We start from the raw sequence: 11,198 nt of genomic DNA, 5'->3' as shown, positions 1-11,198 counted from the left end.
GGCACATGGCAGCAACCAACGAAAGGAGGTCGCAAGTGAATCAGAAGTCGACACAGAACCAGCCTGCTAATCCTCATCAACCGAATCGCGATGGCGGTCAGCAACAGCAGAATCAGAAGCCACCTCCACATCAGGGCGGACAGCGCCAACCTTGAAGCGATCGCTGTGCGAACTGCGGCGCTGCGAACAGCATGGCGCCGCATGCAAAGCTTTCAGCCGGGAATGTAGATCTTCCAGAAGCAGCGCAAGCAGCAGAAGGAGTACCCACATGGAGCACAAGACTCAAAGGTCTCAAGAGACGAAACCGGGCACGACGACCGAGCCCGGCGAGCCGACGGAAACGATGAAGTCCACGACGCCGCAGCGTTCGAACCCTCATCCGAAGCAGACGGCCGAGGTGCCGCTCGGCACGGGCGATCATCCGGAACCGCCGGGCGGCGGCGGACGTCCTTCGCATCGCGGCGAGGCGACGAACAGGCGCGACGAGTAGCTTTACTTTTGTCCATCGCGTTGCGCTTCGCACGATGATGCGGGGCGCAATGCGTACGCGCTTATTCCGACTGCGCAAGCCTGATCGCATCCACGATGTCCAACGGCTTGCGCATCGCTTCGCCCAACGCGCCGATCTGCCGGTCGCGATTGCAGCCCACTGCGGCAACCAGTCTTCCTTTTTCGGCGAGCAATGCGATGAATTCGAACGTATCGGGCGTTCCCGTGAAAATCGTGTCGTCCCAGTGCCGCGCGTGTCCGAGATAGTTGAAGTTCTTGCCGAAGTGATAAGTCCAGAAGAAGGGCACGAGCGGTTCGCCTGCGGGCAGACCCAGCATCGCGCGCGCGGCAAGGCGCGCATGTTGTTGCGCGACGCGCCAGTGTTCGATCCGCACGCGCTCGCCGCCGAGCGCCTGCAATTCGAAGCGCGCGACGTCGCCCGCTGCGTAGAGACCGTCCGCCACGCGCATCGACGCATCGGCATCGAGGCTTCCGTCGTCGTTGCGCGTCACGCCTTCGATGAAACCGGTCGCGGGGGTGACGCCCATGCCGACGACGATGAAATCGCAGGACAAGGTATCGCGGTTATCGAGCGTCACGCGCAAGACGCCGTCGCCAGTGTCGTTGCGCTCGACGGCCTGCGCGCGGCGCCCCATACGGAAGCGCACGCCATGCGCGTCGTGCAGCCGCATGAACAGCCTGCCCAGATCGGGACCGAATTGCTTCTCGAAGGGCACGTCCCCCGGTGAAACGATCGTCACGCGCACCTTGCGTTCGCGCAGCGCCGACGCCACTTCGAGCCCGATGAAACTCGCGCCCAATACGACGGCATGCTCACTTTGCGCAGCGGTTTCGACGAGCCTTCGTGCATCGTCGCGATTGCGCAGCAGACGAATGCGCTGCGCAACGCCATCGTCGTCGATGCCTTGCAACGACGGACGCTTCGGCACGCCGCCCGTTGCGACGAGTGCCGCATCGTAGCGAATCGACGGCGCGCTGCCGATATCGATGCGCCGCGCGTCTGCATCGAGCGCCGTGACATCGGCCTGAATGACGTCGATCGAATGCGTCGCGAAGAAATCGCCCGGCAAAAGCAGCGGAATGTCGTCGGGCGGCATCTCGCCGGACGGCACGAATTTGCTCAGCACCGTACGGTCATACGGCGTGCGCGGCTCGCGGTCGATCAGCACGATGCGTCCCGCGAAGCCGAATTCACGCAGCGCAGAACACGCAGCGGCGCCCGCCGCGCCCGCGCCGATGATGGCGAACGTGCGTTTGTCGGCAGATGTGGATACGGAGGCAGTGGCCGCGCGTTCGTTCGGCTGGGGCTCCGGCGTGCTGCTCACGAGCACGTCGTCCTGTGCGAGTTGCACGGGATAGCGCGTCAGCGGCAGCAGCGCAGGTGGCTCGATGATCGCGCCGCTCGCGATGTCGAACGTCGCCTTGTGCCACGGACACACCAGCCGGTCATCGCACAGCGCGCCCTGTTCGAGCGGCGCGCCCGCATGCGGACATTCCGCGCCATATGCGTGGACGGCTTTGCCCGAACGGATCAGCACAATGGGCGTGCCGTTCACGTCGACGCGCTTCATGCCGCTAGCTAAATCGGAGAGCCGGGCCACCTTCTGCATATCGCTGGGCTGAGTCATCGTTTTCCTCGTTCGAATCCGCGGCGCAGCGGTGCGGTGCGTCGATCCACTTGCTTAACGCAAGCGCCATGCCGTACAAGATTCGAATGCACAGCGGGCAGGCGTATGCGAGTGCAGCACGACGTTAATCCATCGCGAGGATGTCGGCGCGAGCGTCACGCGCGCGTCACATGGGCACATCGCTTGCATGAACGTTCGCACGCGCCGGCTTGTGTCAGGTGAGCGCCAACACGACCGCGCTGCCGTCGCCAGTTTTGCCAGGAGGAACAGATGAACGACATCGGCCACGATCCGTTGCGGCGCGCCGCGCCCGCTGCGTGGTACATCAACAGCGAACTGCGCCTGAACGACGGCGAAGCGGACGCCGAGTCCGGGCCACCGATGCGCTATGCGCTCGTGCCCGCGCTGGAGCGCTATCTCGCGGCCGTGCGCTATGCCGATGAAGAATCCGCGAGCCGCGCCGCGACGCTCGATGCGTTGCGCGCTCGCGGCATGGACTGGCTGCCGCTTCCGGGACGCGGCGAAACGGCGACGCGCTGGCGCGGCCTCGCGGCCGTCGCGGCGTGCGATCTGTCGCTCGTGAAGCTCTACGAAGGACACACCGATGCGCTCGCGATACTCGCGGAACAGCAACGCGCCGATCTCGCCGATGACGGCAGTTGGGCCGTATGGGCCGCCGAGCCGCCCGGCCGCAAGCTGATCGCACGCGACGCAGGCGGCGACGCGTTGACGCTCGAAGGGATCAAGCCGTGGTGCTCGGGCGCGCAGCACGTCACGCATGCGCTGGTGACGGCATGGCGCAGCGGCGAGCCGGTGTTGGCCGCCGTCGAACTGTCGCAGCCCGCCATTGCCGTCGATGTCGGCGACTGGCAAGCCGTCGGCATGCGCGCGACAGGCACGGGCGCGGTGCGCTTCGACGGCGCGCGCGCCGTCAAGGTCGGAGAAGTGGGCGCGTATCTCGCGCGTCCCGGTTTCTGGCATGGCGGCGCGGGCATCGCCGCGTGCTGGTATGGATGCGCGGCGGCGCTTGCATCGGTGCTGCGCGACAGCGTCAGGCGCCACGCCGATCCGCATGCGTGCGCGCATCTCGGCGCCGCCGATGCCGAACTGTCGGCCGTGGCCGCGCTGTTGCGCGAGTCGGCTGCTTGGATCGACGAACATCCGCGCGACGACGCGCAGCAATGCGCGCTGCGCGTGCGCGTCGCCGTCGAACAGGCGGCCGGACAGGTGATGGAGCACGTGTCGCGCGCGCTCGGCGCGGTGCCGTTCTGCACGGACGGATGGTTCGCGCACGCAATCGCCGATCTGCCCGTGTTCCTGCGGCAGAGCCACGCGGAACGCGATGAATGCGCATTGGGGAAGACGCTGCTCGACGATGAAAACGCGACCGGGCGCTGGAAGCTCACTCACGAATGAAGCCTGAATGACGTGTGAATCGTGCGCGAACGAAGCGCGAATGACGCACGAATGAAGCACACGCAAAGCGCGCATTCCCCGCGACGCGCACGATACGAAGCACGGCATAAGGACAACACAGGATTCCGCATGTCATTGCCCGCCGCCTATTTCGACGAGCTGTATCGACAAGACGACGATCCCTGGCGCTATCGCAGCAGCTGGTACGAGCGGCGCAAGCGTCTGCTGACGGCCGCCGCGCTGCCGCGCGAGCGTTACGGGCGCGGCTTCGAGCCCGCGTGTTCGAACGGCGAGATGTCGCTGTTGCTCGCGCAGCGCTGCGAACGTCTGCACGTGTGCGACATCAGCGCACACGCGGTGAGTCTCGCGCGCGAACGTCTTGCCGACACGCGCAACGTGACGATCGAATTGCGCGCGATGCCGCAAGACTGGCCCGACGAGCGCTTCGATCTGATCGTGATCAGCGAACTCGGCTACTACCTGTCGCGTGCGGACACCGTGAAGCTCGCGCAACGCCTGTATGCATCGCTGACGGACGACGGCACGCTCGCCGCGTGCCATTGGCGTCATCCGTTCGAAGACCGGCTGCAATCGGCCGACGACGTTCATGCAGCCTTCGGCGCGCTGCCCGCGTTGACACATCTCGTGCAGCATGCAGAGCACGATCTGCTGCTCGACGTATGGGCGAAGGATCGCCGCTCGGTTGCGCAATGCGAGGGCCTGGCATGATCGGCATCGTCATCCCTGCGCACAACGAAGAAGAGCTGCTCGCCGATTGCCTGCAAGCCGCGCGCGTTGCGGCCGCGCATCCGGAGCTGCGCGGCGAGACGGTTCGGATCGTCGTTGCGCTCGATAGCTGCACGGACGGCTCGGCGGCGATTGCGCGCTGCTTCGACGCGCACGCGTTGACGCTCGATGTGCGCAACGTCGGCAAGGCGAGGGCGGCGGGCGCGACGGCGCTGCTCGCACAGGGCGTGCGCTGGCTGGCGTTCACCGATGCGGACAGCCGCGTCGAGCGCGACTGGCTCGTCGCGCAACTGGCGCTGGGCGCGGAAGCGGTGTGCGGCCCCGTCACGATCGACGACTGGGACGCGCACGATGCGATGACGCGCGATGCGTTCTATCACGCGTACGTGAACGCGGATGGGCATCGGCATGTTCATGGCGCAAATCTGGGCGTGTCGGCACTCGCCTATTGCCGCGCGGGCGGATTTCCTCCGCTTGCGTGCAGCGAGGATGTGGCGCTCGTCGGACTGCTCGTCGCGACAGGCGCGCGCATCGCATGGAGCGCGGCGCCGCGCGTGGTGACGAGCGCGCGCATATCGTCGAAAGTGAAAGGCGGATTCGGCGATACGCTGACAGCGCTTGCCGCGCAGTGAGCACGCGTTGCGTTGCCTGGCTCAGTCGTTATCGGCGCGCGCCGGTCGTTGCGCCCGCTGCATAGCGCGCGAGAAACATGTCTGTCGAGGTTTCCGCAATCGCCATTCGCTCGGCAGCCGTCAACGGCGGTTGTCCCATCGTCACCTGTGGCCAGAACGCGAAGCCCTTCACGAGGCTCTGAAGCTGTTGCGCGGCAAACGCGGGATCATGCACCGCGAGGCGGCCATCGGCGGCCGCGGCGCGTATCCAGACGGTCAGTCCTTCTTCGCGCTCGCCGATGCGCGCGACCATGCCCCGCGCGCGCTCCGGCGAATGAATGCCCGCCGCGATCGCGACGCGCGCAAGCGACATGAACGCCTCGTCGCTCAGCAGCCGCATCTTCTGCGCAAGCAATTCGAGCAGTTGCGGACGCAGCGGCGCGTCCGCGCGATAGCCCGGCGATTCGCCCGCCGTGCTTGCGTCCCATAGCTGCTGGAGAATCGCTGCGAAGAGCGCTTCCTTGCTCGGGAAATGGTTGTAGACCGTGCGCTTCGACACGCCCGCGCGCGCCGCAATGCGGTCCATGCTGGTGGCCTCGAAACCGGATGCGCGAAATTCGTCGATGGCCGCTTCGATCACGGCCGCGCGCTTGCGATCGGTCAGACGTTGTGGGGTGGCGCTGTCGTCCATCGTTCGATTTTACACCGATGGGTTTACTTTTCGAGATAATAAACTACACTGTGCAGTCTACCTTTGACTCCATGACGCTTCGAATGAACTCGATCATCGGCAACCTCAGTCAGATTCTGGGCTTCGCGGCGGCAGAGCGCGGGCGCGCGCTGTCCAGCACGTCACCGCAGCACGACGGGCAACGCTTTCGCAACGTGAAGCCGCGGCCCGCGCAAGGGCTGCGCAAGACGCTGCGCATCATATGGAACGTGCTGTTCAACAAGCCCGACGGCACTGCGCCTGCCGGCCCGCTGCCCGTCGATCCGCTGACGCGCGCGGACCTCGACGCCGCGCCCGACCGGAGCCTGTTCCGGCTCGGCCATTCGACGATGCTGCTCAAGCTGCGCGGCCAGTTCTGGCTGACCGACCCCGTCTTCGCAGAGCGCGCGTCGCCGTTCAAGCGGATGGGACCGAAGCGCTTTCATGCGCCGCCCATCGCGCGCGACGCGTTGCCGCCGTTGCGCGGCGTGATTCTTTCGCACGATCACTACGACCATCTGGATCGCGAGACGGTGCTCGCGCTCGCCGAAACGACGGGCGTGTTCGTGACGCCGCTCGGCGTCGGCGACCGGCTGATCGAGTGGGGCATCGATGCGTCGAAGGTGCGCCAGTTCGACTGGTGGCAAGGCGTCGAGATCGACGGCGTGCAGTTCACGGCGACACCTGCGCAGCATTTCTCGGGGCGCAGCCTGTTCGACGGCAACAGCACGCTGTGGGCGTCGTGGGTGATCGTCGACGGCGACCTGCGCGTGTTTTTCAGCGGCGACACGGGCTACTTCGACGGCTTCAAGACGATCGGCGAGCGGCTCGGCCCGTTCGACGTGACCTTGCTCGAAACGGGCGCGTACGACGCGCAATGGCCGTACGTCCACATGCAGCCCGACGATACCGTGCAGGCGCATATCGATCTGCGCGGCCGCTGGCTCGTGCCGATTCACAACGGCACGTTCGATCTGGCGATGCATCGCTGGCAGGAGCCGTTCGAGCGTGTCGTCGGACTCGCGGCCGCGCGCGGCATTGCGCTCGCGACGCCGCGCATGGGCGAGCGGCTCGATCTGGAGTCGCCGCATCGGGGCGAGCGGTGGTGGCGGGAAGTCGCCGACGTCGTCGAAGTAGCCGATCTGCGCGAGCCGTCGCGCCGCCGCGTGGCGTGCCGGCCAGCGGGGCAGAGCAATACATGACGGTTGGCCGCAACGCATAACGGCCGCGACGCATAGCGGCCATAGAATGAGGCGCCTTTTCTGCAAGAAGAGGCGCCTCTTCTTTTTGTTGGGGCGAGTATTGAGCTCTGTTGCCGTCCAGATTGCACGCAGGCTCATGCAGCATCCGTCGAAGCGCGCTAAGGTATCGCCTCAGTCTCCTCGCGCCATGGCGATGGATGCGCGAGCTTCAATATCCACGGAGCGTCATCAGATGAGCGAAACCACGCAGTTCTGGATGGTCGAAGGCGCGCCGACGCCCGTCGGCCCGTTTTCACACGCGACGGAATCGGGCGGCTGGGTGTTCGTCACGGGCCAGATGCCCACGTCGCCCGACGACGATGCGGCGCCCTTGCCCGAAGGCGTCGCCGCGCAGACCAAGCGCGTGATGGACAACCTCGTGCTGGTGCTCAAGGGCATGGGTCTCGGGCTGGAGCACGTCGTGTCGGCGCGTATCTTCCTGACCGAGTTCAAGCGCGACTACGCGACGATGAACGCCGTCTACGCCGCGCATTTTCCGCCGGGACGCCTGCCCGCGCGGACCTGCGTCGGCGTGACGGGGCTCGCGCGCGATGCGCTCGTCGAAATCGATTTCATCGCGCGCCGTCCGGCGATGCCTGGTTGATGCCGGGCTAATCCGCGCAGCGCTTCGCTACAGCCGCGACAGCCGATGTCCCGCTCCGTCGAACCGTCCGCGCGACGCGATTTCCTGCTGCGCGCGCTAACGTTGCCGCTCGCCATGTCCATGCCGTCATTGGCACACGCGCAGCAAGCACCGCTGCCGCGCATCGGGCGTCGCGCGATACCGTCGACGGGCGAAGCGTTGCCCGTCGTTGGCTGCGGCACGTGGCGCACGTTCGACGTCGGCGACGACGCGAACGGCCAGGCGCGGCTCGCGCAAGTGCTGGACGTGCTGTTCGCGGCGGGCGGCTCGGTCATCGATTCGTCGCCGATGTACGGCTCGTCGGAAGCCGTCGCGGGCACGCTGCTCACGCGGCTCGACGCGCATCGCAAGGCCTTCGTCGCGACCAAGGTGTGGACGCAAGGCCGCGAGGCGGGCATCGCGCAAATGGAAGAGTCGATGCGCCGTTTGCAGCAGCCGCGCATCGACCTGATGCAGGTGCACAACCTCGTCGACTGGCGCACGCAGATCGCGACGCTGCGCGAATGGAAAGCGCGCGGGCGCATCCGTTATATCGGCATCACGCATTACACGTCGAGTGCTTTCGACGAAGTCGCGAGCGTGATGCGTTGCGAGAAACCCGACTTCGTGCAGATCAACTACGCTGCCGACGATCGCGATGCCGAAGTGCGCATCCTGCCGCTCGCGCACGACCTGGGCATCGGCGTCGTCATCAATCAGCCATTCGGCGGAGGCGGGCTGCTGTCACGCGTGATGAAGCAGCAGGTGCCCGCATGGGCCGCCGATATCGGCTGCACGACATGGGCGCAGATCCTGCTCAAATTCGTGCTCGCGCAGCAGGCCGTGACTGTCGTGATTCCGGGCACTGGCCGGCCTGAATACATGACCGACAACGTTCACGCGGGCGTCGGGCCGTACCCGGACAAGGCGATGTGCAGGCGGATCGTCGAAGCCGTCGGCGCCTGACGCCTCACGAGGCGTCACGACGCAGACGAGGACGCGGACGCCTTCAGCAGCACGGGATCGCTGCGATAGACATCAGGGAACATCTGCTTCAGCTCGTCGATCTTCGGCATATCGTTGATCGCGATGTACGGATAGTCCGGATGCCGCACGAGAAAATTCTGGTGATACGCCTCGGCGGGATAGAAGCCCTTGAATTCCTCGACTCGCGTGACGATCGGCGCGGAGAACACTTTTGCGCCGTTCAATTGCGCGATATACGCCTGCGCGATCGCGCGCTGCTGCGCGTTCTGCGGAAACACCGCCGACCGGTATTGCGTGCCGTGATCGGGGCCCTGGTAGTTCAGCTCGGTCGGATTGTGGACGACCGAAAAGAAGATCTGCAGCAGCCGGTCATAGGTGATCTGCGTCGGGTCATATGTAATGCTCACCGACTCCGCGTGCCCCGTATCGCCGCCGCTGACGGTCTCGTACTGCGCGGTGCCCGCCGCGCCGCCGGAATAGCCCGACGCGACCTGCTTCACGCCTTTCACGTGCTCGTACACGCCCTGTACGCCCCAGAAGCAGCCGCCTGCGAACACAGCCGTCTCCGTGTGCGCGCCGGCGGCTTTTTCGTCCTGCGCCGGCGGCGGAATCCTGACCGCCTGTTCCGCCGACGCGACATGCTGCCAGGCGACGGCGCTCGCGCCGAGCGCGATCAGCGCGATAACTCGGCCCGTCGATGTGCGGGTCCAGCCCAATGCGCGGGTGATGAATTTCGTGTTCATGGTGAAAAATCCTCGAATACGCGTTGCAGACGATGAGTGCATAGATAGATGCGCTGCGTGATCAGCCGAACGTGAACGCGTAGGCTTCGACACCCGGATCGACGAACTCGATCGCGAACGTGTGGTCGGCCACGTCGCCCGGTTGGCGTACGAGCTGATACAGCCGCTGCTCGGTGACGACGCCCGTGCCGTCGGCCTTCACGTCGGTGCCGCGCGCGTCGCCGGGAGCGGCGCCGTCGATCGTCACGCGAAAGCGCACCGGTTTGCCGTCCGCACCCGGGCCGAGCACCAGATGCAGGTCGCGCGCATGGAAGCGGTAGACGATGCGTCCGTCCGGCGCGGCGAGCGTTGCGTGCTCGGCGCCCACTTTCCATGTGCCCGCGAGCCCCCAGTCGTTCACGCCGAGCTTCGACGGCGCGGCGTATGCCTGCGCGCGATCCGCGGCCGCGCCGCCCGGCGACACGAAATTCTCGGCGCGTTCGTAGCCGATGTACGTTTCGGGCGACTGCATGTCGTTGCCGTCGGCGGCCGCCTCGACGCCGTTTGCGCGCTGCGAAAGACCCGTCGACATTTTCAGCGCTTGCGGATGGCCTGCTTCCGCGAGCAGTTGCTGGATCACTTTTTCCGACTGCTCGTATTCGCCCTCGCCGAAATGATGATGGCGAATGCGTCCCTGCGCATCGACGAAATAGTGCGCCGGCCAGTACTGGTTGCCGAACGCGCGCCAGATCGCGTAGTTGTTGTCGATCGCGATCGGGTAATCGACGCCGAGATCGCGCGACGCCTTCTTCACATTGTCGATATTGCGCTCGAACGCGAACTCCGGCGCATGCACGCCGATCACGACGAGCCCCATGTCGCGATATTTCTGCGACCATGCCTTCACATACGGCAGCGTGCGCAGGCAGTTGATGCACGAATACGTCCAGAAGTCGACCAGCACGACCTTGCCGCGCAGCTGCTCATCGGTGAGCGGCTGCGAGTTCAGCCATTGCACGGCGCCCGTCAGCGGGGGAAGCGTGCCTTCGACGGGAAGCGGCGCCGCTGGCATCGATGCGCGCATCATCGCGCCTGTAGCGGCTTCGTTGGATTCGCCTGGCTTCGCGTTCGAAGCGTCGGCGGCGGGTTGCATTGCGTTCGTTGCGGTCGTCGTGTTGGTCGTGTTGGTTGCGTTCGTGTCGCCGGTGGCATTCGCGGCTTTCATCGCGTTGCCGGTGCCGCCTGTGCCTTTGGACGACGGCGACAGCCTGTCGACGAGATGCTGTTCGAGCCCGCTCGTCGCCACCGTCGACACGCGGGCGAGCACGCCCGTATCGAAGCCGAGCGCGATCGCGGCGACGCCCGCCAGCATCGCCGCGCCGATGCCGCGCCGCACCCATTCGCCTGCGCCGAGCGAGCGCTTCATCGCCGTGAAGACGCGTCCGCCGATCAGCAATGCGATCGCGAGCGACGTCGCCGCGCCCGCTGCATAAGCGAGCAGCAGCAGTGTCGTGCCGACGCTCGCGCCGCGCAACGCCGCGCCCGTCAGCACGAGACCGAGGATGGGACCGGCGCACGGCGCCCACAGCAGGCCCGTCGCGATGCCGAGCAAGAACGACGAACCGATGCGTGGCTTGTCCCCATCGGCCTGGGCCAGCGCGGTGAGACGGTTGCCCGCGCTGACGAGCGGGTGCATCAGACCGTCGGCGAGACGCGGCATCAGCAGCGTCAGGCCGAACACGCCGAGCAGCACGATTGCGACCCAGCGTCCGTACTGGTTTGCTTGCGTGACCCAGCCGCCGCCGACGGCCGCGAGCGTCGCGACGAGCGCGAACGTAAGCGCCATGCCGCCGAGCAGCGGCAGGCCGCTGCGTGCGAACGGCTGGTCGGCGCGCGCGAAAACGAAGGGCAGCACGGGCAGGATGCACGGACTCAGAATCGTGAGCGCGCCGCCAAGGTAAGCAAGAACGATGAGTAGCATGATGATTTGCCGATGGATCGTGCG

The 11,198-nt window shown here is 66.1% G+C and carries 11 protein-coding genes; 7 read left to right on the top strand and 4 right to left on the bottom strand.

The features are described from left to right. The first annotated feature begins 268 nt into the window (after positions 1 to 268). On the top strand, positions 269 to 490 hold the full coding sequence (locus tag AABE10_RS13175) for a hypothetical protein (RefSeq protein ID WP_342933676.1): 222 nt from the start codon (positions 269 to 271) through the stop codon (positions 488 to 490). 61 nt (positions 491 to 551) lie between these two features. Here the strand turns inward: AABE10_RS13175 and AABE10_RS13170 are convergent, their stop codons facing one another. Then, a complete protein-coding gene (locus tag AABE10_RS13170; RefSeq protein ID WP_342933675.1) occupies positions 552 to 2,138 on the bottom strand; it encodes an FAD-dependent oxidoreductase in 1,587 nt (528 codons plus the stop codon). Between the two features lie 270 nt (positions 2,139 to 2,408). Between AABE10_RS13170 and AABE10_RS13165 the strand changes: the two genes are divergently transcribed. The 3 genes from AABE10_RS13165 (at position 2,409) to AABE10_RS13155 (ending at position 4,933) form a co-directional block, all read left to right on the top strand. Beyond that, positions 2,409 to 3,554, top strand: coding sequence for an acyl-CoA dehydrogenase (locus AABE10_RS13165; RefSeq protein WP_342933674.1), 1,146 nt, complete (start codon positions 2,409 to 2,411; stop codon positions 3,552 to 3,554). A gap of 129 nt (positions 3,555 to 3,683) precedes the next feature. After that, positions 3,684 to 4,283, top strand: a complete 600-nt coding sequence (locus tag AABE10_RS13160; protein ID WP_342933673.1) for a class I SAM-dependent methyltransferase — start codon at positions 3,684 to 3,686, stop codon at positions 4,281 to 4,283. Next, entirely contained in the window at positions 4,280 to 4,933 is a 654-nt protein-coding gene (locus AABE10_RS13155) for a glycosyltransferase (RefSeq protein ID WP_342933672.1), read from the top strand. The genes AABE10_RS13160 and AABE10_RS13155 overlap by 4 nt, the downstream gene beginning before the upstream one ends. A 28-nt stretch (positions 4,934 to 4,961) precedes the next feature. On the opposite strand, the gene AABE10_RS13150 is transcribed toward AABE10_RS13155, so the two are convergent. Continuing rightward, positions 4,962 to 5,603, bottom strand: coding sequence for a TetR/AcrR family transcriptional regulator (locus AABE10_RS13150; protein ID WP_342933671.1), 642 nt, complete (start codon positions 5,601 to 5,603; stop codon positions 4,962 to 4,964). An 83-nt stretch (positions 5,604 to 5,686) separates the two neighbouring features. On the opposite strand from AABE10_RS13150, the gene AABE10_RS13145 reads away from it, so the two are divergent. The 3 genes from AABE10_RS13145 (at position 5,687) to AABE10_RS13135 (ending at position 8,450) form a co-directional block, all read left to right on the top strand. Continuing rightward, complete coding sequence (locus AABE10_RS13145; protein ID WP_342933670.1) at positions 5,687 to 6,823, top strand: MBL fold metallo-hydrolase; 1,137 nt, start codon at positions 5,687 to 5,689, stop codon at positions 6,821 to 6,823. Between the two features lie 232 nt (positions 6,824 to 7,055). Continuing rightward, positions 7,056 to 7,466 (top strand): RidA family protein, encoded by a 411-nt coding sequence (locus AABE10_RS13140; protein ID WP_342933669.1) that lies wholly within the window; start codon positions 7,056 to 7,058, stop codon positions 7,464 to 7,466. 45 nt (positions 7,467 to 7,511) lie between these two features. Then, entirely contained in the window at positions 7,512 to 8,450 is a 939-nt protein-coding gene (locus AABE10_RS13135; RefSeq protein ID WP_342933668.1) for an aldo/keto reductase, read from the top strand. Between the two features lie 14 nt (positions 8,451 to 8,464). On the opposite strand, the gene msrA is transcribed toward AABE10_RS13135, so the two are convergent. Together msrA and AABE10_RS13125 are read right to left on the bottom strand one after the other, a co-directional pair. Continuing rightward, the gene (gene msrA / locus AABE10_RS13130; RefSeq protein WP_342933667.1) at positions 8,465 to 9,214 is read right to left on the bottom strand and encodes a peptide-methionine (S)-S-oxide reductase MsrA; all 750 of its coding nucleotides are present in this window, start codon (positions 9,212 to 9,214) and stop codon (positions 8,465 to 8,467) included. Between the two features lie 61 nt (positions 9,215 to 9,275). Then, positions 9,276 to 11,174, bottom strand: a complete 1,899-nt coding sequence (locus tag AABE10_RS13125; protein WP_342933666.1) for a cytochrome c biogenesis protein DipZ — start codon at positions 11,172 to 11,174, stop codon at positions 9,276 to 9,278. Positions 11,175 to 11,198: the final 24 nt, after the last annotated feature.

The organism is Paraburkholderia diazotrophica, assembly GCF_038900755.1.
Lineage (GTDB): Bacteria > Pseudomonadota > Gammaproteobacteria > Burkholderiales > Burkholderiaceae > Paraburkholderia > Paraburkholderia diazotrophica_A.
The sequence above is the reverse complement of the archived record's forward strand: the minus strand, read 5'-3'. Positions and strand labels throughout refer to the sequence as shown.

Bases quoted from the DNA above. Each gene is read 5' to 3' on its own strand.
- AABE10_RS13160 (WP_342933673.1), top strand. From the start codon at position 3,684: ATGTCATTGCCCGCCGCCTATTTCGACGAGCTGTATCGACAAGACGAC.
- AABE10_RS13165 (WP_342933674.1), top strand. From the start codon at position 2,409: ATGAACGACATCGGCCACGATCCGTTGCGGCGCGCCGCGCCCGCTGCG.
- AABE10_RS13140 (WP_342933669.1), top strand. From the start codon at position 7,056: ATGAGCGAAACCACGCAGTTCTGGATGGTCGAAGGCGCGCCGACGCCC.
- AABE10_RS13125 (WP_342933666.1), bottom strand. From the start codon at position 11,174: ATGCTACTCATCGTTCTTGCTTACCTTGGCGGCGCGCTCACGATTCTG.
- AABE10_RS13175 (WP_342933676.1), top strand. From the start codon at position 269: ATGGAGCACAAGACTCAAAGGTCTCAAGAGACGAAACCGGGCACGACG.
- AABE10_RS13135 (WP_342933668.1), top strand. From the start codon at position 7,512: ATGTCCCGCTCCGTCGAACCGTCCGCGCGACGCGATTTCCTGCTGCGC.
- AABE10_RS13150 (WP_342933671.1), bottom strand. From the start codon at position 5,603: ATGGACGACAGCGCCACCCCACAACGTCTGACCGATCGCAAGCGCGCG.
- AABE10_RS13145 (WP_342933670.1), top strand. From the start codon at position 5,687: ATGAACTCGATCATCGGCAACCTCAGTCAGATTCTGGGCTTCGCGGCG.
- msrA (WP_342933667.1), bottom strand. From the start codon at position 9,214: ATGAACACGAAATTCATCACCCGCGCATTGGGCTGGACCCGCACATCG.
- AABE10_RS13170 (WP_342933675.1), bottom strand. From the start codon at position 2,138: ATGACTCAGCCCAGCGATATGCAGAAGGTGGCCCGGCTCTCCGATTTA.
- AABE10_RS13155 (WP_342933672.1), top strand. From the start codon at position 4,280: ATGATCGGCATCGTCATCCCTGCGCACAACGAAGAAGAGCTGCTCGCC.